The organism is Streptococcus mitis, from assembly GCF_001281025.1.
In the GTDB taxonomy this organism is placed as follows: domain Bacteria; phylum Bacillota; class Bacilli; order Lactobacillales; family Streptococcaceae; genus Streptococcus; species Streptococcus mitis_AK.
Genome location: NZ_CP012646.1, coordinates 1,180,807 through 1,207,416 on the forward strand (window position 1 = coordinate 1,180,807; position 26,610 = coordinate 1,207,416).

Genomic DNA, 26,610 nt, shown 5'->3' on the forward strand with positions numbered 1-26,610 from the left:
GGAGAATGCTATGACAAAGAAAATAGTGGCCCTAGCAGGGGACGGAATCGGTCCAGAAATCATGGAGGCCGGTTTAGAAGTTCTGGAGGCTCTAGCTGAAAAAACAGGTTTTGACTATGAGATTGATAGACGACCTTTTGGAGGTGCAGGTATCGATGCTGCAGGGCATCCCTTACCTGATGAAACTCTCAAGGTATGTCGTGAAGCAGATGCTATTCTCCTAGCGGCTATCGGTAGTCCTCAGTATGATGGAGCAGCGGTTCGGCCTGAACAAGGCTTGCTGGCTCTCCGTAAGGAACTCAATCTTTACTCTAATATTCGCCCTGTAAAAATCTTTGACAGTCTCAAGCATTTGTCACCACTCAAACCGGAACGAATTGCTGGTGTAGACTTTGTCGTGGTGCGTGAGTTGACAGGCGGGATTTACTTTGGGGATCATATTCTTGAAGAAAGAAAAGCGCGTGATATCAACGATTATAGCTATGAGGAAGTGGAGCGGATTATTCGTAAGGCCTTTGAAATCGCAAGAAATCGGAGAAAAATCCTTACCAGCATCGATAAGCAAAATGTGTTGGCAACATCAAAACTCTGGCGGAAAGTAGCTGAGGAGGTCGCACAGGATTTTCCAAATGTGACCTTGGAACACCAGTTAGTGGACTCAGCTGCCATGCTCATGATTACCAATCCTGCTAAGTTTGATGTCATCGTGACAGAAAATCTTTTCGGAGATATTATCTCGGATGAATCAAGCGTTCTATCTGGCACACTTGGAGTTATGCCATCAGCCAGTCATTCTGAAAATGGACCAAGTCTCTATGAACCTATTCACGGTTCAGCACCTGATATTGCTGGTCAAGGAATTGCCAATCCAATTTCCATGATTTTATCAGTTGCCATGATGTTGAGAGATAGTTTTGGACGTCATGAGGATGCGGAGCGCATTGAACGTGCTGTTGAGGCAAGTTTGGCAGCTGGTATATTAACGAGAGATCTAGGAGGACAGGCTTCGACCAAGGAAATGACGGAAGCTATTATTGCAAGGTTATGAAGTTAGACGAAAAAATTACTCTAGTCCTTTTGATTTGGAATGTCATGATTTTCTTGATTTATGGTATTGACAAATCCAAGGCAAGGAGAAGAGCTTGGCGCATCCCTGAGAAAATCTTACTCATTTTAGCCTTTGCTTGTGGTGGTTTTGGTGCCTGGCTAGCAGGAATCATTTTTCACCACAAGACTCGAAAATGGTATTTTAAAACAGTTTGGTTTCTCGGGATGGTGTCCACACTAGTAGCCTTATATTTTATTTGGAGGTAATGGATGGCAGGAAAATCGATTTTTGATAAATTATGGGACCGCCATGTCATCACAGGAGAAGAGGGGCAGCCCCAACTCATGTATGTGGACCAGCACTATATCCACGAGGTGACCAGTCCTCAGGCTTTTCAAGGATTACGAGACGCAGGTCGTAGATTGAGACGACCAGACTTGACATTTGGAACCTTTGACCACAATGTCCCGACGGTTAATATCTACGATATTCGAGATGTCATTTCCAAGGCGCAAATTGATAAGCTAGCTGAAAATGTTGCGGAATTTGGGATTGAACATGCGGCCCACGGTTCTGAAAAACAGGGAATTGTGCACATGGTGGGTCCAGAGACAGGACGAACCCAACCAGGAAAATTCATTGTCTGTGGAGACAGCCATACGGCAACCCATGGAGCTTTTGGAGCCATCGCCTTTGGGATTGGGACTAGTGAGGTCGAGCATGTCTTCGCTACCCAGACCCTCTGGCAGGTTAAACCTAAGAAAATGTTGGTTGAATTCACTGGAGTTCCTCAAAAAGGAGTTTATTCCAAGGATTTCATTTTATCCTTGATTGCTAAGTACGGTGTTGCCTGTGGTGTTGGCTATGTGGTGGAATATCGTGGACAGGCAATTGATGCACTGAGCATGGAAGAGCGCATGACCATTTGCAATATGTCCATCGAGTTTGGATCCAAGATGGGAATCATGAACCCAGATCAGACGACTTATGACTATCTCAAGGGACGAGAATGTGTTCCAGAGGACTTTGAAGAGGCTGTGGCTGATTGGAAAACAATTGTCAGTGATGAGGATGCCGTTTATGATAAGGTTATCCAGATGGATGTCTCAGGATTGGCTCCCATGGTGACCTGGGGAACCAACCCTGCTATGGGGGTTGACTTTGACAGTAGATTCCCAGAAATTAAGGATATGAATGATGAACGAGCCTACAATTATATGGATTTGGAACCAGGTCAAAAGCCAGCGGATATTGAACTAGGATATATCTTTATCGGCTCTTGTACAAATGCTCGTCTCAGCGACTTGCAACTGGCTGCGCGATTTGTCAAAGGAAAGAAAATAGCCCCTAATCTAACAGCAATCGTGGTTCCAGGCTCTCGTCCTGTCAAACGAGCTGCGGAGAAATTAGGCTTGGATAAAGTTTTCTTAGATGCTGGCTTTGAATGGAGAGACCCAGGTTGCTCTATGTGCCTAGGAATGAATCCGGACAAGGTTCCTGATGGTGTCCACTGCGCCTCAACAAGCAACCGCAACTTTGAAGACAGACAGGGATTTGGTGCTAAGACCCACCTCTGCAGTCCAGCCATGGCAGCAGCAGCAGCTATTGCAGGACGCTTTGTAGATGTTCGACAAATGCCAGAAGCCCAGTAAGGAGAGGATATGGAGAAATTTACAGTTTATACGGGAACGACCGTTCCTCTCATGAATGATAACATCGACACCGACCAAATCCTACCCAAGCAGTTTCTCAAGTTAATTGATAAAAAAGGCTTTGGTAAGTACCTCATGTATGCTTGGCGTTATTTGGATGACAAGTACACTGAGGATCCAGACTTTGTCTTTAACAGACCTGAATACCGTAAAGCAACTATCCTCATCTCAGGGGATAACTTTGGGGCAGGGTCTTCGAGGGAACACGCAGCTTGGGCTCTAGCGGACTATGGTTTTAAGGTTGTGATTGCAGGATCTTTCGGTGATATTCATTACAATAATGAACTCAATAATGGCATGTTGCCTATTGTACAGCCTAGAGAGGTTCGAGAGAAACTAGCTCAGCTACAACCAAGTGACCAGGTAACTGTGGACTTGGAACAACAAAAAATCATCTCACCAATTGGAGAATTCACTTTTGAAATCGATAGCGAATGGAAACACAAACTCTTAAATGGTTTGGATAATATCGGTATTACTTTGCAGTATGAAGATTTGATTGCTGCTTATGAAAAACAACGACCAGCCTACTGGCAGGATTAGAAGAAAAATAGAAAAGGAAATAGAACTATGACAAAACACATTCAATGGAACGGAACACTTTCACAAGAAGGATATGACATTTTAAAAGGTGAGGGCGGTTGTATCGTTTGTCCTACAAAAGTTGGCTACATTATTATGACTAGCGACAAGGCAGGACTTGAGCGCAAGTTCGCAGCTAAAGAACGTAACCGTAACAAACCAGGTGTGGTTCTCTGTGGTAGCATGGATGAGCTTCGCGCTTTAGCACAACTCAACCCAGAAATTGAAGCCTTTTACCAAAAACATTGGGATGAAGATATTCTTCTTGGTTGTATCCTTCCTTGGAAACCAGAATCCTTTGAAAAACTCAAAGCATACGGTGATGGCCGTGAAGAACTTATGACTGATGTGCGTGGTACGAGCTGTTTCGTTATCAAATTTGGGAAAGCTGGTGAACAATTGGCTGCCAAACTTTGGGAAGAAGGCAAGATGGTTTATGCCTCATCAGCTAACCCATCTGGAAAAGGAAATCGCGGCAAGGTAGAAGGAATTGGAGAACGCATCGAAGGAGCAGTGGACCTTGTTATCGAGGCAGACGACTACGTGGCATCTATCCAGCCTGACAAAACGATTGAAACACGCTACGAGCAAGGCGTGATGGTGTCTATGGTCGATAAGGACGGCAAACTCATCCCAGAACAAGGAGGAGCACGTTCAACTTCACCAGCTCCAGTTGTAATCCGCAAAGGGCTTGACATTGATAAGATTATGATGCATCTGTCAGACAGCTTTAACTCATGGGACTACCGTCAGGGCGAGTATTATTAGAATGTAGAAGAAGTCTAGCGTTAAGAGACATTAAAGCTCCTAACACTGGACTTTTCTTTAGAATTTCTTTTCTTTTTTATATAGATGTGATATTCTATATGTGAAATAGAGCTTTGAAATATTAAATACTAACTAGCCTATAATATGAAAATGGAGCTACAAAATGGAAGAAAAATTAAATTATTGGATGATAGTTGCAGGAGGAGGTGGAAAAGTTTGGTCTTTATTTAAAGAAGAAAATATAGCTTGTATAGATTTTGATTCTAATTTATCTAATATTTTAGATTACAATAATCCTGAAGAATTGAAGCAAGGAAAGCAGAGAAATTTATTTATTTGGAAGTTTGCACATGACATAAAAATAAATGATTATATAATAGCTACCTCAGGATTTAACAAAATTTTGGGTATTGGACAATGTGTGAAAACATATTACTTTGATGAAACAAAAACAGAGTTTAAACATTGTATTGGTGTTAATTGGTTGAAAGTAGATGGTGGATGGGAATACCAAGGTAAAAAAGGTGCAAGACAAACCATCAACTGGGATAGAAATTCAGAACGTATCAATTTGTATAAATCTATTCTAAATGGTACATACAGAAAAAATATAGAGAAGGTTGTTATGAATAAAAATATTAACGATTATTTAGATAAATTAAGAAAATCCAAAAACCTCATCCTCCGCGGTGCTCCTGGCACGGGAAAAACTTATCTTGCTAAAGAAATTGCTAAAGAATTAACGGATGGCAACGAAGATCAAATCGGCTTTGTTCAGTTTCATCCTTCGTATGACTACACGGATTTTGTCGAGGGTTTGCGCCCAGTATCCAATGGGGATGGAGCTATCGAGTTTAAATTACAAGATGGTATTTTTAAGAAGTTTTGTCAGAATGCTATAGATTCTAAGAAGATTGGAGGTCAAGATAATTTTGATGAAGCTTGGGATCTTTATCTTGAGTATGTAAATAACAGAGATGAAAAAGAATATTTGACAGAATTTTCCTATCTAACAGTAAATAGTCGAAATAATTTTAATATCAATTATGAAACTAAATCCCAAGGAACTGTCTTAACAAAATCTTATGTTTATGAACTATATAAAGATGAAAACTATCTGAAACAGCCCTATTATCATAACCAAGGAAAAAAAGTCCTTGAAACTTTAAAGAAAAGATTTGCTTTGAAAGACTATATTTCTCCAGAAGAGGTTGAAACAGACAAGAAATTCGTTTTCATTATCGATGAGATTAATCGTGGTGAGATTTCTAAGATTTTTGGTGAACTCTTTTTCTCTATTGACCCTGGCTATCGTGGTGAAAAGGGATGTGTTTCTACTCAGTATGCTAATTTACATGAGACTAATGAGAAATTTTATATCCCTGAAAATGTCTATATTATCGGAACTATGAATGATATTGACCGTTCAGTGGACACCTTTGATTTTGCTATGCGCCGTCGTTTCCGTTTTGTTGAAGTTACTGCTGAAAGCCAGTTATACATTCTAGATAACGAACTAGATGGACATGAGGAAGAAGCGAAAAAACGTTTAAGAAACTTGAACGCTGCTATTGAAAACGTTCAGGAGTTAAACAGTCATTATCATATCGGACCAAGTTATTTCCGTAATTTAAAAGAGTTGGATTATGATTATGAATTACTTTGGTCTGATTACCTCAAACCGCTTTTGGAAGATTACTTACGAGGTTCTTATGAAGAGGCTGAAACTCTGGGTACATTGAAAAAAGCATTTGATCTGACAAAGAATGAGCAAAAAGATCAGGCAGTAGCTGATGACCATGAAGGCGATGAAGACGATGATGCGGATAACTGATAATCAGCATAGAATTGCTAAGGAAGGCTTTGTCGCAGAATATCCCAAACTAAGTCAAGCACTTCTTGATAGAACACTAGATAACCTTTCTAAAGAGGACAATATCTTTATTTTTCCAAATGATTTGAAAAATTCTCCTGACTTAGAGAAGGACCAAAAAATCTTTGAAACAGTTAATCAGAAAATCAAGACTGGAAATGTGGTTGGTTTTCTGGGGTGTGGTCAGGAAAGATTAACAATTGCCTCTCGCTTTTCTGATGAGAGTAATGACCATTTTTTGCATTATCTCTTACACAAGGTTCTTCATATCAATCTCACTAGTTTAGATGTTGCTTTGTCTCTTGAAGAGAGGCTTTATCAACTTTTGATGTATCTCTTCCCTAAGTATCTACAAGCTGCAATTCGAAAAGGTCTTTATAAGGAATACCAGAGATTTTCTCATAATGACACTCATGTTAAGGGAGTGATTGATGTAAGAAACCATCTCAAGAAAAACCTTCCTTTCACGGGAAATATTGCCTACACAACGAGAGAGTTCACCTATGATAATCCCCTCATGCAGTTGGTCCGTCACACTATTGAATACATTAAGAACCAGAAAAGCATTGGTCAAGGGGTTCTTGATAATCTCTTGGCTAGTCGTGAAAATGTAGCAGAAATCGTGCGGGTAACTCCTTCTTATAAACTAGCTGATCGTGTTAAGATTATTCGGGGAAATCAATCTAAACCTATACGTCATGCATACTTTCACGAGTACAGAAAGTTACAAGAACTTTGTCTGATGATATTAAACAGAGAAAAGCACGGTTTTGGATATCAAGAGCAAAAAATTCATGGCATTCTCTTTGATGTTGCTTGGCTTTGGGAAGAATATGTTCATACCTTGTTGCCAAAAGATTTCATACATCCTAGAAATAAGGATAAGACGGACGGTATTTCAGTATTTTCTAATCGTGAAAGAAAAGTATATCCAGATTTTTATCAAGAAGAGCTTAAAATAGTATTAGATGCTAAGTATAAAAAACTGGAATTGACTGAAAAAGGAATCAACCGTGAGGACTTATTCCAGCTGATTTCCTATTCTTATATTTTGAAAGCTGAGAAGGCTGGTCTTGTTTTTCCGAGTAGGGACAAGGTTGTTGATAATGAGATAGGAAAGCTAGCAGGTTATGGAGCTTTGTTGAAGAAATGGTCTATCCAAATTCCTCAGGAGTCTTCATCCTATAGTGAATTTTGTGAAATGATGGAAAACTCCGAAGAAATATTTAAAAGTAATATTACTAAAGAAGTGGGGAGAAAATAATCTCTCCTTTCTTTTGTTATTTACACAATAAAAGCCGAACGATATATTTTAATTCATAAAATAATTTGACAAAAACCTTACTTTGTTTTATAATTGATTAAGGAAACGTCGGAAAAGGCGTAGTGATGCGAGAGCATAGGTAGGTCATTACAAAAGAAACGAGACATCGATATGTTAAATGAATTTCCAATTTTTGATTACGAAGATATTCAATTGATTCCAAATAAATGTGTGATTAAAAGCCGTGCAGAAGCAGATACAAGTGTCACTCTAGGAAATCACACCTTTAAACTACCTGTTGTGCCAGCTAATATGCAGACGATTTTGGATGAAAATGTAGCAGAGCAACTGGCTAAAGGTGGTTACTTCTACATTATGCATCGTTTTGATGAGGCAGGACGCATTCCTTTTATTAAACGCATGCACGAGCAAGGGCTCATTGCTTCTATATCTGTTGGTGTTAAGGACTACGAGTATGATTTCGTTAGCCAGCTCAAGGCTGATGCTCCTGAGTACATCACTATTGATATTGCCCATGGTCATGCGGATAGCGTGATTTCTATGATAAAACACATCAAGAAAGTATTGCCAGATACTTTTGTTATTGCTGGAAATGTGGGAACACCAGAAGCTGTGCGTGAATTGGAAAATGCTGGTGCGGATGCTACTAAGGTTGGTATCGGTCCTGGTAAGGTTTGTATCACCAAGGTCAAGACTGGTTTTGGTACAGGTGGTTGGCAGTTGGCTGCTCTACGCTGGTGTGCTAAGGCTGCGCGTAAACCGATTATCGCTGATGGAGGAATTCGTACTCACGGTGATATTGCCAAGTCTATCCGTTTCGGTGCTAGCATGGTCATGATTGGTTCCCTCTTTGCAGGACATATCGAAAGTCCAGGGAAAACGATTGAAGTCGATGGTGAACAGTTCAAAGAATATTACGGTTCAGCCTCACAATATCAAAAAGGTGCTTACAAAAATGTGGAAGGCAAACGTATCTTGCTTCCTGCAAAAGGCCATCTACAAGACACTTTAACTGAGATGGAACAAGACCTTCAAAGTGCTATTTCATACGCAGGTGGACGTCAAGTTGCTGACCTTAAACACGTTGATTATGTTATCGTGAAAAACTCTATTTGGAATGGGGATGCTTCCCGCTAAGACGGGCTATCCGTCTAGAAAAAAACTTGTTATTAGAGCAAATTTTTGTTATAATAAAACAAGTTTCCACCCTTAGTGTAATGGATATCACGTAAGATTCCGGTTCTTGAGATGGGGGTTCGATTCCCTCAGGGTGGATGTAAACATCCTAAAAAAGCCTTTAATAGGGCTTTTTTCTTTATCTTTCCCCAAATTTGCCTCTAAAACTGAAAACATTATTCTAAAGAATACCCAAATCTCTTCCAGTCCCGTTTTAGAGTGACTCAGGGGGCTTTTTTTGATATAATAAAAAGGACTGTTATCAGTTAGAAAGAGGTTGGTATGAAAGAATTACAAACTGTACTAAAGAACCATTTTGCAATCGAATTTGCAGACAAAAATTTACTGGAGACTGCCTTTACTCATACGAGTTATGCCAATGAGCACCGCCTCTTAAAAATTTCACACAATGAACGCTTGGAATTTTTAGGAGACGCTGTTCTACAGTTATTGATTTCAGAATATCTGTATAAAAAATATCCTAAAAAGCCTGAGGGTGACTTGTCTAAACTCCGTGCCATGATTGTCCGCGAGGAAAGTTTGGCTGGTTTTGCGCGTGATTGCCAGTTTGATCAGTTTATCAAGCTGGGTAAGGGGGAAGAAAAATCTGGTGGTCGCAATCGTGATACCATTCTTGGTGATGCCTTTGAGGCCTTTCTTGGTGCCCTCCTTTTGGACAAGGATGTGGCCAAAGTCAAGGAATTTATCTATCAAGTCATGATTCCTAAGGTTGAAGCAGGCGAATTTGAGATGATTACAGACTACAAAACCCATCTCCAAGAGTTGCTTCAGGTCAATGGGGATGTGGCTATCCGTTATCAGGTAATTTCTGAAACGGGTCCTGCCCATGATAAGGTTTTTGATGTAGAAGTTCTTGTTGAAGGTAAGAGCATTGGTCAAGGTCAAGGTCGTTCTAAGAAACTAGCAGAGCAGGAAGCTGCCAAAAATGCCGTTGAGAAAGGGCTGGATTCATGTATTTAAAGGAAATCGAAATTCAGGGATTCAAGTCTTTTGCTGATAAGACTAAGGTAGTCTTTGACCAAGGTGTGACGGCAGTTGTTGGGCCCAATGGATCTGGAAAGTCGAATATTACAGAAAGTCTGCGTTGGGCTTTGGGGGAGTCTAGTGTCAAGAGTCTCCGTGGTGGCAAGATGCCAGATGTTATCTTTGCTGGAACAGAAAGTCGCAAACCGCTCAATTATGCTTCTGTAGTTGTGACTTTGGATAATAATGACGGATTTATCAAGGATGCAGGTCAAGAAATCAGGGTAGAACGTCATATCTATCGCAGTGGAGATAGCGAATACAAGATTGACGGCAAGAAAGTCCGTCTGCGTGATATTCATGACCTTTTCTTGGATACTGGATTGGGACGAGATTCCTTCTCTATCATTTCCCAAGGGAAGGTTGAGGAGATTTTCAACTCTAAGCCTGAGGAACGCCGAGCTATTTTTGAAGAAGCTGCTGGAGTTTTAAAATACAAGACTCGCAGAAAAGAAACTGAGAGTAAACTGCAGCAAACCCAGGATAATCTGGATCGTCTAGAAGACATTATCTATGAGTTGGACAATCAAATCAAGCCTCTTGAGAAGCAAGCTGAAAATGCTCGTAAGTTTCTAGATTTGGAAGGCCAACGTAAAGCTATTTACTTGGATGTTTTAGCTGCTCAAATCAAGGAAAATAAGGCTGAACTAGATTTGACAGAAGAAGAGTTGGCACAGGTTCAGGAACTATTGACTAGTTATTACCAAAAGCGTGAAAAATTAGAGGAAGAAAATCATACTCTTAAAAAGCAACGCCAAGATTTACAGGCTGAAATGGCCAAAGACCAAGGCAGTTTGATGGATTTGACCAGTCTGATTAGTGATTTAGAGAGAAAATTAGCCTTATCGAAATTAGAATCTGAGCAAGTAGCCCTGAATCAACAGGAAGCACAAGTCCGTTTGGCTACTTTGGAGGATAAGAGAAAGACTCTAAGTCAGGAAAAGGCTGAAAAAGAAAGCTCTTTAGCTCTCTTAGAAGAAAATCTAGTCCAAAATAATCAAAAACTCAATCGTTTAGAGGCTGAATTGCTGGCTTTTTCAGATGATCCTGATCAAATGATTGAGCTCTTACGCGAACGCTTTGTAGCTCTTTTACAAGAAGAAGCAGATGTCTCAAACCAGCTGACCCGTATCGAAAACGAGTTGGAAAATAGTCGTCAGCTTTCTCAAAAACAAGCAGATCAACTACAAAAACTCAAAGAACAACTGGCTACAGCTAAAGAGAAGGCTAGTCAGCAAAAAGACGAGCTTGAAACTGCTAAGGAGCAGGTTCAGAAATTATTGGCCGACTATCAAGCTATTGACAAGGAGCAAGAGGAGCAGAAAGCTTCCTATCAAACTCAACAAAGTCAACTATTTGACCGTCTGGACAGTCTTAAAAACAAGCAGGCCAGAGCTAAAAGTTTGGAAAATATCCTGAGGAATCATAGTAACTTTTATGCAGGTGTTAAGAGTGTTCTCCAAGAAAAGGCCCGTCTTGGTGGAATAATTGGGGCTGTTAGTGAGCACCTGACCTTTGATGTGCATTATCAAACTGCTCTAGAGATTGCGCTTGGAGCAAGCAGTCAGCACATCATTGTAGAAGATGAGAACGCGGCGACTAAGGCCATTGATTTCCTCAAACGAAACAGAGCCGGTCGTGCAACCTTCCTTCCTTTGACAACAATCAATACTCGTACGATTTCTAGCCAGAATCAAGATGCTATCGCAGCAAGTCCAGGCTTCCTTGGGATGGCAGATGAGTTGGTGACATTCGATACTAGACTGGAAGCTATTTTCAAGAACTTGCTAGCTACAACAGCTATTTTTGATACCGTAGAACATGCGCGTGCAGCAGCGCGCCAGGTTCGTTATCAAGTTCGTATGGTAACCCTTGATGGAACAGAGTTGCGTACAGGTGGTTCCTATGCAGGTGGAGCCAATCGCCAGAATAACAGTATTTTCATCAAGCCAGAACTGGAGCAATTACAAAAAGAAATTGCTGAAGAAGAAGCGAGCTTGCGTAAAGATGAAGAGAGTTTGAAGACCTTGCAAGAGGAGGTGGCTAGACTGACAGAAAGATTAGAAGCCATCAAATCTCAAGGTGAGCAGGCTCGTATTCAGGAGCAGGGCTTATCCCTCGCTTATCAGCAAACCAGTCAGCAAGTTGAAGAGTTAGAAACTCTTTGGAAACTCCAAGAAGAGGAATTAAATCGTCTTACTGAGGGAGATTGGCAAGCAGATAAGGAAAAATGCCAAGAGCGCCTTGCTACCATTGCCAGTGAAAAGCAAAATCTGGAAGCTGAGATTGAAGAGATTAAGTCTAATAAAAATGCCATCCAAGAACGCTATCAAAACTTGCAGGAAGAGGTAGCGCAAGCTCGCCTGCTTAAGACAGAACTGCAAGGACAAAAACGTTATGAAGTTGCGGATATTGAACGTTTAGGCAAGGAATTGGATAATCTGAATATCGAGCAAGAGGAAATCCAGCGCCTTCTTCAAGAAAAGGTTGATAATCTGGAGAAGGTTGATACAGAATTGCTCAGTCAACAGGCGGAAGAGGCCAAAACTCAGAAAATGAACCTCCAACAAGGTTTGATTCGCAAGCAGTTTGAGTTGGATGATATTGAGGGTCAGCTGGATGACATTTCCAGTCATTTGGACCAGGCCCGCCAGCAGAATGAAGAGTGGATTCGCAAGCAAACACGTGCTGAAGCTAAGAAAGAAAAGGTTAGCGAGCGCTTACGCCATTTACAAAGTCAATTAACAGACCAGTACCAGATTAGCTATACTGAAGCTTTAGAAAAGTCTCATGAGTTGGAAAATCTCAATCTGGCAGAGCAAGAAGTTAAGGATTTAGAGAAGGCTATTCGCACACTGGGTCCTGTCAACTTGGAAGCTATTGACCAGTATGAAGAAGTTCACAACCGTCTGGACTTTCTAAATAGTCAGCGAGATGATATTTTGTCAGCGAAAAATCTGCTCCTTGAGACTATCACAGAGATGAATGATGAGGTCAAGGAACGATTTAAATCAACCTTTGAAGCCATTCGTGAGTCCTTTAAAGTGACATTCAAGCAGATGTTTGGTGGAGGTCAGGCGGATCTCATTTTAACTGAGGGAGACCTACTGACAGCTGGGGTTGAGATTTCTGTTCAACCACCAGGCAAGAAAATCCAGTCTCTCAACCTTATGAGTGGTGGTGAAAAAGCCCTGTCGGCTCTTGCTTTGCTCTTCTCCATTATCCGTGTCAAGACTATTCCATTTGTTATCTTGGATGAGGTAGAGGCTGCGCTGGATGAAGCTAATGTTAAGCGTTTTGGGGATTACCTCAATCGATTTGACAAGGACAGCCAGTTTATCGTTGTGACACACCGTAAGGGAACCATGGCAGCGGCTGATTCTATCTATGGAGTGACTATGCAAGAATCAGGTGTCTCAAAAATTGTTTCGGTGAAGTTAAAAGATTTGGAAGAAACAGTAGACTAGTTACCAAACGAGGCTCTTTGTCAACTGTAGTGGGTTGAAGAAAAGCTAAGATCGAGAAAGGACGAAATTCGTCCTTTCTTTTTTGATATTGAGAGCGATGAAAATTCGTTTTTTGAAGTTTTCAAAGTTCCGAAAACCAAAGGCATTGCGTTTGATGAGTTTAATGAGATTATTGGTGGCCTCCAATTTGGCGTTGGAGTAGGGTAGTTGAAGAGCATTGACAATCTTTTCTTTATACTTGAGGAAGGTTTTAAAGACAGTCTGAAAAAGAGGATGAACCTGCTTTAGATTGTCCTCAATGAGTCCGAAAAATTTGTCTGGCTCCTTGTTCTGAAAGTGAAAGAGTAAGAGCTGATAGAGATTATAGTGGTGTTTCAAGTCTTCTGAATAGCTCAAAAGCTTGTCTAGAATCTCTTTATTCGTCAAGTGCATACGGAAAGTAGGGCGATAAAAACGTTTATCGCTGAGTTTCCGACTATCTTGTTGGATGAGTTTCCAGTATCGCTTGATAGCCTTGTATTCATGAGATTTTCGTTCAAACTGATTCATGATTTGGACACGCACACGACTCATAGCACGGCTTAAATGTTGTACAATATGGAAACGATCTAGAACGATTTTAGCACACGGAAAAAGCTGTTTAGCCAAGTCATAGTAAGGGCTAAACATATCCATAGTAATGATTTTCACCTGACAACGAACGACTCTATCATATTTAAGAAAGTGATTTCGGATGACAGCCTGTGTTCTACCCTCAAGAACAGTTATGATATTGAGTTTTTCAAAGTCCTGAGCAATGAAACTCATTTTTCCCTTAGTGAAGGCATACTCGTCCCAAGACATAATCTCAGGAAGGCTAGAAAAATCATGCTTAAAACGGAAGTCATTGAGCTTGCGAATGACAGTTGAAGTTGAAATGGCCAGCTGATGAGCAATATCGGTCATAGAAATCTTCTCAATCAACTTTTGCGCAATTTTTTGGTTGATGATACGAGGAATTTGGTGATTTTTCTTGACGAGAGAAGTCTCAGCGACTATCATTTTTGAACACTGATAGCACTTAAAACGACGCTTTCTAAGGAGAATTCTAGTAGCCATACCAGTTGTTTCAAGGTAAGGAATCTTAGATGGTTTTTGAAAATCATATTTCTTCATTTGACTTCCACATTCAGGACAAGATGGGGCCTCATAATCCAGTTTGGCGATGATTTCCTTGTGGGTATCTCTATTAACAACATCCATAATTTGGACATTAGGGTCTTTGATATCGAGTAGTTTTGTGATAAAATGTAATTGTTCCATATGAATCTTTCTAATGAGTTGTTTGGTCACTTTTCATTATAGATCTTATGGGACTTTTTTTCTACAACAAAATAGGCTCCATAAGATCTATAGGGGATTTACCCACTACAAATATTATAGAGCCCCAAACGATAGCATCTCTTAGGGGATGCTATTTTTTAAAACTAACATCTTGAATAATTTTTTAAGGTCAGTTCAGGGGCAAAAAACGACATTTGGGCTTTCCTTTTAGCGAAAAGGCTTTCTCTATGATATAATAGTTTCATGATTACAACAGTACCTATAAAAAACGCAAAAGACATCGCAGTACCTGATAAGACAGTTCTTGTATTAGGCTATTTTGACGGTATTCATAAGGGACATCAGAAGCTTTTTGAAGTAGCTAGTAAGGCTTCTATGAAAGATTATATACCAGTTGTCGTGATGACCTTTACAGAGTCCCCTAAGCTTGCTTTGCAACCTTACAACCCAGAATTAATGCTTCATATTGTCAGCCATGAAGAACGAGAACATAAGATGAAATGGCATGGAGTAGAGGCTCTTTTCTTACTTGACTTTAGTAGTAAATTTGCTAGTTTAACGGGTCAAGAGTTCTTTGATACCTATGTTAGAGCATTAAAACCAGCGATTATCGTAGCAGGATTTGATTACACCTTTGGTTCTGATAAGAAAACTGCGGATGATTTGAAGGATTATTTTGATGGAGAAATCATCATTGTTCCTCCTGTTGAAGATGAAAAGGGGAAAATTAGTTCTACTCGTATTCGTCAAGCTATTCTTGATGGAGATGTCAGAGAAGCTGGTCATTTACTTGGCACTCCTCTACCGTCACGTGGAATGGTTGTTCATGGCAATGCTCGTGGACGGACTATCGGTTACCCAACAGCAAACTTAGTTTTAAGAGATCGAACCTATATGCCAGCTGATGGTGTTTACGTAGTCGATGTCGAAGTGCAGCGTAAAAGATATCGTGGAATGGCGAGTGTCGGGAAAAATGTTACTTTCGATGGAGAAGAACCACGTTTTGAAGTCAATATTTTTGATTTTTCAGATGACATTTACGGTGAGACAGTCATTGTCTACTGGCTAGACCGTGTCCGTGAAATGGTCAAATTTGACTCTGTTGAAGAACTGGTAGATCAACTCCAGAAAGATGAAGGAATTGCTCGGAATTGGAAGGATGCTGAGTAGGAAATCGGAGTTTTATATAAAATTATCCATACTTTAGATTCTTATTTCTAAATAGAAAAAGTAGCCCTTTCCAGGCTACTTTTTTAAAACACGCGATACACGTAGGGATTTTCTGGTTTATCGACTTTGGTAAAGCTATCGATTTCCAAGGTTGGGAGGTTTTGTTTGAGTTCTTTATGATAGTGATTGACTAGTTTTCCTTTGGCTGTAATCCAGGTATTATTTTCATACTGACGGGTATTTCCCTTGGTCAGCAATCCATACACACCCGAATCTGCGATACAGTGAATAATGCCGAAGCGGAACAAAAATTGGCTATTGGCATGACTGGGGTCGTTATAGACAAAGCCTGTGAACTGGACTGTCTTACCCTCAAACTCATCTGGATAGTCGTAGATAGCTTCCATGACTTCCATATAGTTTTCGTTGGTGACCTGAATGCTATCTTTGGACAAGTATTTATCCGCCGCCATTCTCATTTCCTTTTCATAGGCTGTTTTTGAGAAATAAGAACTGGTATCTGGTTTCAAATATTGGCTTGTCGTCCCTTCGCTGGTCTGAATGGCTTGATCCGTTCCTTCTGATAAGGGGAAATGATAGCCTTTGGCAGATACGGTCTGAGAATCCAAGCTAACAGTTGGGAAAGTTAAACCAACAACAATTGGAATTGCCAGAAGAGCAATACTTATTACCTTCGCTAATCGGCTATTCAGATGACTGTGGGTTTTGACTTGCTTCATCCAGATATACAATTGAACAATAGCCAATATAAAAGAAAGCACCATGGAAATATAGGCCAGATAGGAATAGTGCATGTTGATGTACTGGTTTAATTTGCCCGACAGATGGAGATAAATGGTCAGTTCAAAATAGCCAGCTAAAACTAAAAATCGAATCATAGGATGACTCCAATCAAGAGAGAATAGACTAAAACGACCAGAGTTACAATCGTTATGAAGTGACTGATAAATCGTGCTTTCAAGTAATTTTTCATCATGAGAATATTTTTGATATCTAGCATTGGGCCAATAACGAGAAAGGCCAGAACTGGTGCCAAACCGAAACTCGAGAGAAGAGAAGCACCGATAAAGGCATCTGCCTCACTACAAAGTGAAAGAAGAAAGGCCAAAAGCATCAACAGCAAGATGGCAAAAAGAGGGGTCGCACTGATAGAAGTCAAAATGCGTGTCGGAACGTAGACCTGTATTATAGAGGCAAAGAGACAGCCAAATACCAAATAACGCCCCGTATCAAAAAATTCATCAATGGCCTGCACAAAGACTTGAAAAACTTTCTTTGCAGGGCTCAAGTGAGAAAAATCATGCTCATGACAGGCAAAACGATTTTCTTTTTGAATGGGTTCTTGCCAGAAAAATCCCAGAAAAATTCCTAGTATCACAGCTACAAGAATGGACCCCAGAGCTCGTAACAAGGCAACGTGAAAGGAGTTGCCAAAGGCAGAATAGGTCGCAAATAGAACAATGGGATTGATAACTGGTGCAGTCACAAGAAAGGGAACAGCCGTGTAACTGGGAACTTTCTTTTCCAGAAAACGATTGATAATGGGGACGATTCCACATTCACAAGAAGGAAAAAGCATCCCAACGAAGGTCCCAAAAAAGATTCTCCCCCAACGATTTCGAGGGAGAAGATGATAAACCTTGTCAGGTGTGATATAGACTTCAATCAGCCCTGAGACAATACTTCCTATCAGCACGAAAGGGAGGGCTTCAATGATAATGGAGAGAAAAATGGCTCCAGTCTGAAGCACACTAGATGGGAGTTGTTGGAAAGCAGTCATCTAGTTTTTCTTTTCTGCTTTGGCCTTTTTCTCTTTGTCATCAGTGAAAGTGACCTGCTTCAAATCTGGGAGTTTAGCAAACTCTTCAAACATTTTGTCCAAGTCGTCTCGTTTTGTAAATTTTACAGCCATAGGTGTACCTCGATTCTAAATTCTACCTCTATTATACTATTATTTTGAGGAAAAGGGAAAAGTTAAAATTGAGTATCTAACGAATAATAGAGCTTTATAAATCCTGATTAAGTCTGGTAGATTGAGAAAACTTGACAAAAAAAGTAGATAGTGCTAGAATAACATTAACGAAAGACATTTGAGGGCAGAAAGGTTCCTGCCGCACCTTGAAAAAGGTATCTGAGATGCTGGGTACACCGACCAGCCAAGTGTCCGTTATTTCAAAGGAGGGAGCTTAAATGCTCCTTTTTGTTTAAAAATTTCAAAAAAGATTATCCCCTCCGCAGGCTCAGGCTTGCGATTTTTTTATTTCTCAAAAACACGCATTTTGGACGATTAGAAACAGAAATTACAATCCTATTGTTCAAAAAAGGGTTTTCTTGAAGAATAGAGAGGGAGAATAGTGGCGCATTATTGTCAAAAATAAAAACAGTGAAAATTTAATCACTAATCCTTTTGTAATCTAGTAGAATTCTAAATTGAAACCTTCTCAATGAATAGAATATTGAAATGAAGTAAATTTATTTCCCAACTTATGTTTTAAAATTGTAAGAGGTAATTTGAAACGTTTAGCTTATGGTATAATAGGTTTATGGATAAAAAATATTTAAAAATTTCCCAAGATTTGGGTGTGACCTTAAAACAAATTGATACTGTCTTGTCTTTAACAGCTGAAGGGGCAACTATTCCCTTTATCGCGCGTTATCGCAAGGACATGACTGGTAGTCTGGATGAGGTGGCGATTAAGGCTATTATCGACTTGGATAAAAGTCTGACAAATCTCAACGACCGTAAGGAAGCTGTTTTAGCTAAGATTCAAGAACAAGGCAAGTTGACCAAGGAGTTGGAAGAGGCAATCTTAGCTGCCGAAAAATTAGCAGACGTAGAAGAACTCTATCTACCTTTTAAAGAAAAACGTCGGACTAAGGCAACCATTGCCCGTGAAGCCGGACTCTTTCCGCTTGCTCGCTTGATTTTGCAGAATGTAACTGACTTAGAGAAGGAAGCTGAAAAATTCGTCTGTGAAGGATTTGCGACTGGGAAGGAAGCCTTGGCTGGTGCAGTTGATATCTTGGTCGAAGCCTTATCTGAAGATGTCAATTTACGCGCTCTAACTTATCAGGAAGTGCTGAGACACTCTAAAATCACCTCGCAGGTCAAAGATGAGAGTCTTGATGAAAAGCAGGTCTTTCAGATTTATTATGACTTTTCAGAGACAGTTGGAAATATGCAGGGTTATCGTACCTTAGCCCTCAATCGTGGGGAGAAGCTAGGTGTCTTGAAGGTCGGTTTTGAACATACGACGGACCGTATTCTAACTTTCTTTGCTTCTCGTTTCAAGGTGAAAAACGCCTATATAGATGAAGTTGTCCAACAGTCAGTTAAGAAAAAAGTTTTGCCTGCTATCGAGCGACGCATTCGGACGGAATTAACTGAGAAAGCAGAAGAAGGGGCTATCCAACTCTTTTCGGACAATCTGCGCAATCTGCTCTTGGTTGCTCCGCTGAAAGGGCGCGTGGTTCTTGGATTTGACCCTGCCTTTCGTACAGGTGCCAAGCTAGCTGTCGTGGATGCAACAGGAAAAATGCTGACAACTCAGGTCATTTATCCTGTCAAACCAGCATCAGCTCGTCAAATCGAAGAAGCAAAGAAAGATTTGGCAGATTTGATTGGTCAATACGGTGTAGAGATTATTGCCATCGGTAATGGAACGGCCAGTCGTGAAAGTGAAGCTTTTGTGGCGGAAGTTCTTAAAAATTTTCCTGAGGTTAGTTATGTCATCGTCAATGAAAGTGGTGCTTCGGTCTATTCTGCCAGTGAACTTGCTCGTCAGGAGTTCCCAGACTTGACCGTTGAAAAACGCTCTGCCATTTCTATCGCCCGTCGTTTGCAAGATCCTCTTGCGGAATTGGTCAAAATCGATCCTAAGTCAATTGGTGTCGGTCAATACCAACATGATGTCAGTCAGAAGAAATTATCTGAGAGTCTGGACTTTGTTGTCGATACAGTGGTAAACCAAGTCGGTGTCAATGTCAATACAGCCAGCCCAGCTCTTCTTTCCCATGTCGCTGGACTCAATAAAACCATTTCTGAAAATATCGTCAAGTATCGTGAAGAAGAAGGAAAAATCACTTCACGAGCTCAAATTAAGAAGGTTCCGCGTCTGGGTGCCAAGGCTTTTGAACAGGCAGCTGGTTTCCTTCGTATCCCTGAAAGTAGCAATATCCTTGATAATACAGGAGTTCACCCAGAAAACTATGCTGCGGTTAAGGACCTCTTCAAACGTTTAGATATTAAAGACCTAAACGAAGAAGCCCAAGGCAAACTCAAGTCGCTATCAATCAAGGAAATGGCGCAAGAACTAGACCTTGGTCCAGAAACTCTTAAAGATATCATTGCCGATCTTCTCAAACCAGGTCGAGATTTCCGTGATTCCTTTGACGCACCTGTACTTCGGCAAGATGTCCTAGATATCAAAGACTTAGTGGTTGGTCAGAAGCTGGAAGGTGTGGTGCGTAATGTCGTTGACTTCGGTGCCTTCGTTGATATCGGAATTCACGAGGACGGCTTGATTCATATTTCCCACATGAGTCGCAAGTTTATCAAACACCCTAGTCAAGTGGTGTCAGTTGGAGATTTGGTAACGGTTTGGGTTAAGAAAATCGATACTGAACGTGAAAAAGTCAATCTGTCGCTTCTAGCTCCAAATGAGACTGACTGATTACGTCAAGCAGGTTTCAATAGAAGACTTCGGCAGACCTTTTATCCATCATGCCCAGTGGAATAGGCGTCTACGTTCGACAGGTGGGCGATTTTTCCCAAAAGATGGGCATTTGGATTTTAATCCCAAGGTTTATCAGGAACTGGGTCTGGATGTTTTTAGGAAAATTGTCCGACATGAACTCTGTCATTATCACCTCTATTTTCAAGGGAAGGGCTATCAACACAAGGATCGGGATTTTAAGGAACTGTTGAAAGCAGTGGATGGATTACGCTTTGTACCAACCTTGCCAAATAGCAACTCCAAACCACTCAAGGTCTATCGTTGTCAATCCTGCCAGCAAAGGTATCAGCGCAAGCGAAGGATTGATACCAAACGCTATCTCTGTGGAGTTTGTAGAGGTAAATTGCTACTAATAAATCAGCCTGAGGACTGATGAAAGCCGAGCCTACCCGTGATATACTATATCTAACCTAGCAGAAAGAGGAAATATCATGAATAGTAAATTTTATAAAATGAGACGAAATCGCATGATTTCAGGAGTTTTGGCAGGTCTGTCAGACAAGTGGAACTTTGATGTTACCCTTGTACGTTTTCTGTTTGCCATTTTTACAGTTGCAAACTTTGGACTTGGCGTGATTATCTATATCATCCTAGCCTCTATCTTACCAACCAAGGAAGACATAGAAGCCGAAATGTACGGAACAGGACCACGCAAACGCAAGGAAGCCCAAGCCATTGAAGAAAATGATGGATGGTTTTGGTGAGGTAGAAACAGTTATTTTACTGTTAGTCTATGAATTCGACTAATCTATTTTAACATTTCTTGAACCCTTGTATCCGCAAGGGTTTTCTTCTTACTTTCTTTTTATGGTAAAATATTTTTAATGAAATGCCTACATTTCCCCCAATCTTACAAAAATGTAAGATTAAAGTCTCTTTTGTAAGGTTAGGTTATGGCAAGCAGTCTTTTTTTGATGTAAACTAGACTCATAAAGAACAAAGGAGTAACATCATGAAACAAATCTTACATAAGAAAACTAGAAAACCAAGTCACAAAGATATCGAGCGCGTTCAGCTGGGATGCGCTATGATGCAAGAGACATTTCATTTGATGGGATATTAAGAAAGGAGATTCTCATGACACTTTTAGATGTAAAACACGTTCAAAAAATTTATAAAACTCGTTTTCAGGGCAACCAAGTAGAGGCCCTTAAGGATATTCACTTTACCGTAGAAAAGGGTGACTACGTTGCCATCATGGGTGAGTCTGGTTCTGGTAAATCAACTCTTCTCAATATCCTAGCTATGCTGGATAAACCAACTCGTGGTCAGGTTTATCTGAATGGAACTGATACAGCAACCATTAAAAATTCACAGGCTTCTAGCTTCCGTCGTGAAAAGCTGGGCTTTGTCTTCCAAGACTTTAACTTGCTAGATACTCTCTCTGTAAAGGATAATATCTTGCTTCCGCTTGTCTTGTCAAGAAGACCCATTACGGAGATGATGAAGAAATTGGTGGTGACAGCTGAGAATCTTGGTATCAACCAATTGCAAGAGAAGTATCCTTACGAGATTTCAGGTGGGCAGAAACAGCGTGTAGCAGTAGCCCGCGCCATCATCACAGAACCTGAAATTCTCCTTGCGGATGAGCCAACAGGAGCCCTTGATTCCAAGTCATCTGCAGCCTTACTTGATGTCTTTGATGAAATCAATGAGCGTGGCCAAACTATTCTCATGGTAACCCACTCAACAGCAGCAGCTAGCAGAGCTAAACGTGTACTCTTTATCAAAGACGGCATTCTTTACAACCAAATCTACCGTGGAGAGAAGACAGAACGTCAGATGTTCCAAGAAATTTCTGATACCTTGACTGTCATGGCAAGCGAGGTGAATTAGTATGTTTCGATTAACCAATAAGTTAGCGGTATCGAACTTGATTAAAAACCGCAAACTCTACTATCCTTTTGCGCTGGCTGTTCTCTTGGCAGTCACCGTCACCTATCTCTTTTACTCTCTAACCTTCAATCCCAAGATTTCGGAAATCCGTGGAGGGACAACCATTCAAGCTACTCTTGGATTTGGTATGTTTGTCGTCACCCTTGCGTCAGCTATTATCGTCCTTTATGCAAATAGTTTTGTTATGAAAAACCGTTCCAAGGAACTAGGGATTTATGGCATGTTGGGCTTGGAGAAGCGCCATCTAATCAGTATGACCTTTAAAGAGTTAGTGCTATTTGGAATTCTAACTGTTGGAGCAGGTATCGGTATTGGAGCCTTATTTGACAAGTTGATTTTTGCATTCTTGCTCAAACTGATGAAATTGAAGGTTGAACTGGTCGCCACCTTCCAGATGAAAGTTGTCATTACAGTACTTGTTGTCTTTGGATTGATTTTCCTAGGCCTCATGTTCCTGAATGCCCTTCGAATCGCCCGTATGAATGCCCTCCAGCTCTCGCGTGAGAAAGCAAGCGGAGAGAAAAGAGGTCGTTTCCTACCTCTCCAAACTATTCTTGGTTCCATAAGTTTAGGGATTGGCTATTATCTTGCCCTTACGGTAACCGATCCTCTTACAGCCCTAACAACTTTCTTCCTAGCTGTTTTACTGGTTATCTTTGGGACCTATCTCTTGTTCAATGCAGGAATTACAGTCTTCCTCCAAATCTTAAAGAAAAACAAGAAATACTATTACCAACCTAATAACCTGATCTCAGTGTCTAACTTGATTTTCCGTATGAAGAAAAATGCGGTTGGACTAGCAACTATCGCTATCTTGTCAACAATGGTTTTGGTAACCATGTCAGCAGCGACAAGCATTTTCAATTCCGCAGAAAGCTTAAAAAAAGTTCTAAATCCGCATGACTTTGGAATTACTGGAAAAAATGTTGAAAAAGAAGATTTGGACAAACTCTTGAGCCAGTTTGCAAGTGACAAAGGTTATAGTGTCAAAGAGAAAGAAGTTCTTCGTTACAGTAACTTTGGTATTGCAAATCAAGAAGGAACCAAGTTAACTATTTTTGAAAAAGGACAAAACCGTGTCCAACCAAAAACAGTTTTCATGGTATTTGACCAAAAAGATTATGAAAATATGACTGGTCAAAAACTGTCTCTATCAGGAAATGAGGTCGGTCTCTTTGCCAAAAATGACGGACTGAAAGGACAGAAAGTACTAACTCTAAATGATCATCAATTTTCTGTCAAAGAAGAATTTACTAAAGATTTCATTGTCAACCATGTCCCAAATCAGTTTAATATTTTGACTGCTGATTACAATTACCTTGTTGTTCCTAATTTGCAAGCATTTTTGGATCAATTCCCAGATTCGGCTATCTATAATCAGTTTTACGGTGGCATGAATGTAAATATCAGTGAAGAAGAACAACTCAAGGTCGCTGAAGAGTATGAAAAATACCTCAATCAGTTTAATGCTCAATTAAACACAGAAGATAGCTATGTTTATGGTAGCAATCTAGCAGATGCTCGTTCTCAGATGAGTGCCCTCTTTGGTGGTGTCTTCTTTATCGGTATTTTCCTATCCATTATCTTTATGATCGGAACCGTTCTGGTCATCTACTACAAACAAATTTCTGAAGGCTATGAAGACCGTGAACGCTTTATTATCTTGCAGAAAGTCGGTTTGGATCAAAAGCAAATCAAGCAAACCATCAACAAACAGGTTTTAACTGTTTTCTTCCTTCCTTTGCTTTTTGCCTTCATACATCTAGCATTTGCCTACCATATGCTTAGTCTGATTTTAAAAGTAATTGGTGTAATAGATACGACTATGATGTTGATTGTGACCTTGTCTATCTGCGCTATCTTCCTCATCGCCTATGTGCTGATTTTCATGATTACTTCAAGAAGCTATCGCAAGATTGTACAAATGTAAAAAAGATACCTCGACTTCAAAATCGAGGTATTTCTTGTCTTCTAAATGCTGAAAAGTTGTCCGAGCAGGAAGGTAACTCCCATGGTTAAAAGACCAATAGCAAGGTTCCGAATCATCGCTGTTCTAGTCGGAGCCTTTCCAAGTTTGGCACTAGTGTAACCAGTGAGAAGAAGGGCCACACCGACGATAAGGACGGTAGCAGGGATGCGGTATTCACTTGGGAAAATGGTAATTGAAAGCATGGGTGGTAAGCTACCAAGGAAAAAAGAAATAAAGCTAGAGATAGCAGCATGCCAAGGATTGGTAAACTCTTCATACTCAATCCCATATTTTTCCTCTACCAAAGTCTTGAGTGGATTTTTAATAAAGGCCTTGTTGGTGAGAAGTTGGGCTGATGTTTCACACTCACCATTTTGAATATAGGCCGCATAGAGAGATTTTTTAGCTAACTCTATATCTTGGTCTAGCAAGAGTTTCTCACGCGCAACGGCTGCTTCCTCAGTATCTTTTTGAGTTGAAACGGACACATATTCTCCACCAGCCATTGAAAAGGCACCTGCTAAAATCGCCGCAAATCCTGATAAAAAGATAATCCAGATATTGCTCGTAGCACTAGCAACCCCAATAACTACACCAGCAATGGAAATAATTCCATCATTGGCACCAAGAACACCTGCTCGTAGGATATTTAAACGACCTGCAAAATTTGAATCGATTTCGTGATTTGTTTCTGACATACTAATCTCCTTTTTATCCAGTATAAAGGAAACAGGTAATGAAATCAATCTTTTAAAAGTATCTGAAAAAAGTTGCACGATTTTAATTTTACGAGCTTTTTAAAAGTTAGAAACAGCACTAACTAGTAGAGAAGGATAAAAGAGAAGCAAAGCTGATAGACTAGTCCTTTTTCTACTTATCTATGGTATAATAGGAGGTAGATTTACTAATCGGAGTAAGAAAGATTTTATGATTAAACTAGTAGCAACGGATATGGACGGAACCTTCCTAGATGAGAATGGACGCTTTGATATGGACCGTCTCAAGTCTCTCTTGGTTTCCTACAAGGAAAAAGGGATTTACTTTGCGGTGGCTTCGGGGCGCGGATTTCTATCCTTAGAAAAATTATTTGCTGATGTTCGTGATGACATTATTTTTATCGCGGAAAATGGCAGTTTGGTAGAGTATCGAGGTCAGGACTTGTATGAAGCGACCATGTCTCGTGAGTTTTATTTGACGACTTTTGAAAAGCTGAAAACGTCACCTTATGTAGACATCAATAAACTGCTCTTGACGGGAAAAAAGGGAGCTTATGTTCTAGATACGGTTGATGAGACCTATTTGAAAGTGAGTCAGCACTATAATGAAAATATCCAAAAAGTAGCGATTCTGGAAGATATTAAAGATGACATTTTCAAATTTACGACCAACTTCACAGAAGAAACGCTTGAAGCTGGGGAGGCTTGGGTTAATGAACATGTTCCTGGTGTTAAGGCCATGACAACTGGTTTTGAATCCATTGACATCGTTCTGGACTATGTCGATAAGGGTGTGGCCATTGTTGAATTAGCTAAAAAACTTGGTATCACAATGGATCAGGTTATGGCTTTTGGAGACAATCTAAATGACTTGCATATGATGCAGGTTGTGGGACATCCTGTAGCTCCTGAAAATGCACGACCAGAAATTTTAGAATTAGCAAAGACTGTGATTGGTCACCATAAGGACCAGTCGGTTATAGCTTATATGGAGGGCTTATAATGGCAGATATAAAATTGATTGCATTGGACTTGGACGGGACCTTGCTGACTACTGATAAAAGGCTGACGGATCGTACCAAGGCAACCCTGAAAGCTGCGCGTGATCGTGGTATCAAGGTTGTATTGACAACTGGTCGTCCTCTAAAAGCCATGGATTTCTTTCTCCATGAGTTAGGAACTGACGGCCATGAAGATGAGTATACGATTACTTTTAATGGTGGTTTGGTTCAGAAAAATACAGGTGAAATCCTTGATAAGACAGTCTTTTCATATGATGATGTGGCACGTTTGTATGAAGAAACAGAGAAATTGTCACTGCCTCTTGATGCTATCTCAGAAGGAACTGTTTATCAAATTCAATCCGACCAAGAAAGTCTTTATGCCAAATTCAATCCAGCTTTGACCTTTGTTCCAGTGGCCTTTGAAGACCTGTCTAGTCAAATGACCTACAACAAATGTGTGACTGCCTTTGCTCAAGAACCCTTGGATGCAGCCATTCAGAAGATTTCTCCAGAATTGTTTGACCAATATGAAATCTTTAAATCACGTGAAATGTTGCTAGAGTGGTCACCAAAGAATGTTCATAAAGCAACAGGTTTGGCAAAACTAATCAGCCATCTAGGAATCGACCAAAGCCAAGTGATGGCCTGTGGTGACGAGGCCAATGATCTTTCTATGATTGAATGGGCAGGGCTTGGAGTTGCCATGCAAAACGCTGTTCCTGAAGTTAAGGCAGTCGCAAATGTAGTGACGCCAATGACCAATGATGAAGAAGCTGTCGCCTGGGCTATCGAAGAATATGTGCTAAAGGAGAACTAAGAT

The 26,610-nt window shown here is 40.4% G+C and carries 23 protein-coding genes and 1 tRNA gene; 19 read left to right on the forward strand and 5 right to left on the reverse strand.

Going from position 1 to position 26,610, the window contains the following annotated elements; genetic code table 11:
• The first annotated feature begins 10 nt into the window (after positions 1-10).
• From leuB to smc, 11 genes are all read left to right on the forward strand, one after another.
• Complete coding sequence (leuB, locus tag RN80_RS05795; RefSeq protein ID WP_000162521.1) at positions 11-1,048, forward strand: 3-isopropylmalate dehydrogenase; 1,038 nt, start codon at positions 11-13, stop codon at positions 1,046-1,048.
• Positions 1,045-1,314, forward strand: a complete 270-nt coding sequence (locus RN80_RS05800; protein ID WP_000762439.1) for a DUF1294 domain-containing protein — start codon at positions 1,045-1,047, stop codon at positions 1,312-1,314. The genes leuB and RN80_RS05800 overlap by 4 nt, the downstream gene beginning before the upstream one ends.
• A 3-nt stretch (positions 1,315-1,317) precedes the next feature.
• Positions 1,318-2,700, forward strand: coding sequence for a 3-isopropylmalate dehydratase large subunit (leuC, locus tag RN80_RS05805; RefSeq protein WP_000907559.1), 1,383 nt, complete (start codon positions 1,318-1,320; stop codon positions 2,698-2,700).
• A gap of 9 nt (positions 2,701-2,709) precedes the next feature.
• Positions 2,710-3,303 (forward strand): 3-isopropylmalate dehydratase small subunit, encoded by a 594-nt coding sequence (gene leuD / locus RN80_RS05810; RefSeq protein ID WP_060628165.1) that lies wholly within the window; start codon positions 2,710-2,712, stop codon positions 3,301-3,303.
• A 27-nt stretch (positions 3,304-3,330) separates the two neighbouring features.
• Entirely contained in the window at positions 3,331-4,110 is a 780-nt protein-coding gene (locus RN80_RS05815; protein WP_060628167.1) for an L-threonylcarbamoyladenylate synthase, read from the forward strand.
• Between the two features lie 163 nt (positions 4,111-4,273).
• Entirely contained in the window at positions 4,274-5,944 is a 1,671-nt protein-coding gene (locus tag RN80_RS05820; RefSeq protein WP_000391559.1) for an AAA family ATPase, read from the forward strand.
• Entirely contained in the window at positions 5,928-7,247 is a 1,320-nt protein-coding gene (locus tag RN80_RS05825) for an McrC family protein (protein ID WP_172672640.1), read from the forward strand. The genes RN80_RS05820 and RN80_RS05825 overlap by 17 nt, the downstream gene beginning before the upstream one ends.
• Before the next feature lie 171 nt (positions 7,248-7,418).
• On the forward strand, positions 7,419-8,405 hold the full coding sequence (locus RN80_RS05830; RefSeq protein WP_060628168.1) for a GMP reductase: 987 nt from the start codon (positions 7,419-7,421) through the stop codon (positions 8,403-8,405).
• A 66-nt stretch (positions 8,406-8,471) separates the two neighbouring features.
• Positions 8,472-8,543 (forward strand) — tRNA-Arg (locus RN80_RS05835).
• A gap of 183 nt (positions 8,544-8,726) precedes the next feature.
• Positions 8,727-9,425: a ribonuclease III gene (rnc, locus tag RN80_RS05840; protein WP_000661487.1), complete on the forward strand. Its 699-nt coding sequence runs from the start codon at positions 8,727-8,729 to the stop codon at positions 9,423-9,425.
• Positions 9,416-12,955 carry a chromosome segregation protein SMC gene (smc, locus tag RN80_RS05845; protein ID WP_060628169.1) on the forward strand — a complete coding sequence of 1,180 codons (3,540 nt, stop codon included), beginning with the start codon at positions 9,416-9,418 and terminating at the stop codon, positions 12,953-12,955. The genes rnc and smc overlap by 10 nt, the downstream gene beginning before the upstream one ends.
• 45 nt (positions 12,956-13,000) lie before the next feature.
• Here the strand turns inward: smc and RN80_RS05850 are convergent, their stop codons facing one another.
• Positions 13,001-14,257, reverse strand: coding sequence for an ISL3 family transposase (locus RN80_RS05850; RefSeq protein WP_060627934.1), 1,257 nt, complete (start codon positions 14,255-14,257; stop codon positions 13,001-13,003).
• Between the two features lie 264 nt (positions 14,258-14,521).
• On the opposite strand from RN80_RS05850, the gene RN80_RS05855 reads away from it, so the two are divergent.
• Complete coding sequence (locus RN80_RS05855; RefSeq protein ID WP_060628170.1) at positions 14,522-15,448, forward strand: bifunctional riboflavin kinase/FAD synthetase; 927 nt, start codon at positions 14,522-14,524, stop codon at positions 15,446-15,448.
• Positions 15,449-15,531: 83 nt separating this feature from the next.
• On the opposite strand, the gene RN80_RS05860 is transcribed toward RN80_RS05855, so the two are convergent.
• Genes RN80_RS05860 through RN80_RS10115 form a run of 3 tightly spaced genes read right to left on the reverse strand, consistent with a single transcriptional unit; the run spans position 15,532 to position 17,381 of the window.
• A complete protein-coding gene (locus tag RN80_RS05860; protein WP_060628171.1) occupies positions 15,532-16,347 on the reverse strand; it encodes a TIGR03943 family putative permease subunit in 816 nt (271 codons plus the stop codon).
• Positions 16,344-17,249, reverse strand: coding sequence for a permease (locus RN80_RS05865; protein ID WP_060628173.1), 906 nt, complete (start codon positions 17,247-17,249; stop codon positions 16,344-16,346). The genes RN80_RS05860 and RN80_RS05865 overlap by 4 nt, the downstream gene beginning before the upstream one ends.
• Positions 17,250-17,381 carry an SPJ_0845 family protein gene (locus RN80_RS10115; protein WP_060628174.1) on the reverse strand — a complete coding sequence of 44 codons (132 nt, stop codon included), beginning with the start codon at positions 17,379-17,381 and terminating at the stop codon, positions 17,250-17,252.
• A gap of 631 nt (positions 17,382-18,012) precedes the next feature.
• Between RN80_RS10115 and RN80_RS05875 the strand changes: the two genes are divergently transcribed.
• The 5 genes from RN80_RS05875 to RN80_RS05895 all read left to right on the forward strand — a co-directional run bounded on the left by RN80_RS05875 (position 18,013) and on the right by RN80_RS05895 (position 24,031).
• On the forward strand, positions 18,013-20,142 hold the full coding sequence (locus tag RN80_RS05875; protein ID WP_060628176.1) for a Tex family protein: 2,130 nt from the start codon (positions 18,013-18,015) through the stop codon (positions 20,140-20,142).
• Positions 20,129-20,578, forward strand: a complete 450-nt coding sequence (locus RN80_RS05880; RefSeq protein ID WP_060628178.1) for a SprT family protein — start codon at positions 20,129-20,131, stop codon at positions 20,576-20,578. Before RN80_RS05875 ends, RN80_RS05880 begins: the two co-directional genes overlap by 14 nt.
• 58 nt (positions 20,579-20,636) lie before the next feature.
• On the forward strand, positions 20,637-20,909 hold the full coding sequence (locus tag RN80_RS05885; RefSeq protein WP_060628181.1) for a PspC domain-containing protein: 273 nt from the start codon (positions 20,637-20,639) through the stop codon (positions 20,907-20,909).
• Between the two features lie 373 nt (positions 20,910-21,282).
• A complete protein-coding gene (locus tag RN80_RS05890; RefSeq protein ID WP_000173372.1) occupies positions 21,283-22,041 on the forward strand; it encodes an ABC transporter ATP-binding protein in 759 nt (252 codons plus the stop codon).
• A 1-nt stretch (position 22,042) separates the two neighbouring features.
• Positions 22,043-24,031 (forward strand): ABC transporter permease, encoded by a 1,989-nt coding sequence (locus RN80_RS05895; RefSeq protein WP_060628183.1) that lies wholly within the window; start codon positions 22,043-22,045, stop codon positions 24,029-24,031.
• Positions 24,032-24,072: 41 nt separating this feature from the next.
• Here the strand turns inward: RN80_RS05895 and RN80_RS05900 are convergent, their stop codons facing one another.
• The gene (locus RN80_RS05900) at positions 24,073-24,768 is read right to left on the reverse strand and encodes a VIT1/CCC1 transporter family protein (protein WP_060628185.1); all 696 of its coding nucleotides are present in this window, start codon (positions 24,766-24,768) and stop codon (positions 24,073-24,075) included.
• 229 nt (positions 24,769-24,997) lie between these two features.
• Here RN80_RS05900 and RN80_RS05905 point away from each other — a divergent pair, with 229 nt between their 5' ends.
• Entirely contained in the window at positions 24,998-25,789 is a 792-nt protein-coding gene (locus tag RN80_RS05905) for a Cof-type HAD-IIB family hydrolase (protein WP_060628187.1), read from the forward strand.
• Complete coding sequence (locus RN80_RS05910; RefSeq protein WP_060628189.1) at positions 25,789-26,607, forward strand: Cof-type HAD-IIB family hydrolase; 819 nt, start codon at positions 25,789-25,791, stop codon at positions 26,605-26,607. Before RN80_RS05905 ends, RN80_RS05910 begins: the two co-directional genes overlap by 1 nt.
• The last annotated feature ends 3 nt before the right edge of the window (positions 26,608-26,610 follow it).

Bases quoted from the DNA above. Each gene is read 5' to 3' on its own strand.
- leuB (WP_000162521.1), top strand. From the start codon at position 11: ATGACAAAGAAAATAGTGGCCCTAGCAGGGGACGGAATCGGTCCAGAA.
- RN80_RS05800 (WP_000762439.1), top strand. From the start codon at position 1,045: ATGAAGTTAGACGAAAAAATTACTCTAGTCCTTTTGATTTGGAATGTC.
- leuC (WP_000907559.1), top strand. From the start codon at position 1,318: ATGGCAGGAAAATCGATTTTTGATAAATTATGGGACCGCCATGTCATC.
- leuD (WP_060628165.1), top strand. From the start codon at position 2,710: ATGGAGAAATTTACAGTTTATACGGGAACGACCGTTCCTCTCATGAAT.
- RN80_RS05815 (WP_060628167.1), top strand. From the start codon at position 3,331: ATGACAAAACACATTCAATGGAACGGAACACTTTCACAAGAAGGATAT.
- RN80_RS05820 (WP_000391559.1), top strand. From the start codon at position 4,274: ATGGAAGAAAAATTAAATTATTGGATGATAGTTGCAGGAGGAGGTGGA.
- RN80_RS05825 (WP_172672640.1), top strand. From the start codon at position 5,928: ATGATGCGGATAACTGATAATCAGCATAGAATTGCTAAGGAAGGCTTT.
- RN80_RS05830 (WP_060628168.1), top strand. From the start codon at position 7,419: ATGTTAAATGAATTTCCAATTTTTGATTACGAAGATATTCAATTGATT.
- rnc (WP_000661487.1), top strand. From the start codon at position 8,727: ATGAAAGAATTACAAACTGTACTAAAGAACCATTTTGCAATCGAATTT.
- smc (WP_060628169.1), top strand. From the start codon at position 9,416: ATGTATTTAAAGGAAATCGAAATTCAGGGATTCAAGTCTTTTGCTGAT.
- RN80_RS05850 (WP_060627934.1), bottom strand. From the start codon at position 14,257: ATGGAACAATTACATTTTATCACAAAACTACTCGATATCAAAGACCCT.
- RN80_RS05855 (WP_060628170.1), top strand. From the start codon at position 14,522: ATGATTACAACAGTACCTATAAAAAACGCAAAAGACATCGCAGTACCT.
- RN80_RS05860 (WP_060628171.1), bottom strand. From the start codon at position 16,347: ATGATTCGATTTTTAGTTTTAGCTGGCTATTTTGAACTGACCATTTAT.
- RN80_RS05865 (WP_060628173.1), bottom strand. From the start codon at position 17,249: ATGACTGCTTTCCAACAACTCCCATCTAGTGTGCTTCAGACTGGAGCC.
- RN80_RS10115 (WP_060628174.1), bottom strand. From the start codon at position 17,381: ATGGCTGTAAAATTTACAAAACGAGACGACTTGGACAAAATGTTTGAA.
- RN80_RS05875 (WP_060628176.1), top strand. From the start codon at position 18,013: ATGGATAAAAAATATTTAAAAATTTCCCAAGATTTGGGTGTGACCTTA.
- RN80_RS05880 (WP_060628178.1), top strand. From the start codon at position 20,129: ATGAGACTGACTGATTACGTCAAGCAGGTTTCAATAGAAGACTTCGGC.
- RN80_RS05885 (WP_060628181.1), top strand. From the start codon at position 20,637: ATGAATAGTAAATTTTATAAAATGAGACGAAATCGCATGATTTCAGGA.
- RN80_RS05890 (WP_000173372.1), top strand. From the start codon at position 21,283: ATGACACTTTTAGATGTAAAACACGTTCAAAAAATTTATAAAACTCGT.
- RN80_RS05895 (WP_060628183.1), top strand. From the start codon at position 22,043: ATGTTTCGATTAACCAATAAGTTAGCGGTATCGAACTTGATTAAAAAC.
- RN80_RS05900 (WP_060628185.1), bottom strand. From the start codon at position 24,768: ATGTCAGAAACAAATCACGAAATCGATTCAAATTTTGCAGGTCGTTTA.
- RN80_RS05905 (WP_060628187.1), top strand. From the start codon at position 24,998: ATGATTAAACTAGTAGCAACGGATATGGACGGAACCTTCCTAGATGAG.
- RN80_RS05910 (WP_060628189.1), top strand. From the start codon at position 25,789: ATGGCAGATATAAAATTGATTGCATTGGACTTGGACGGGACCTTGCTG.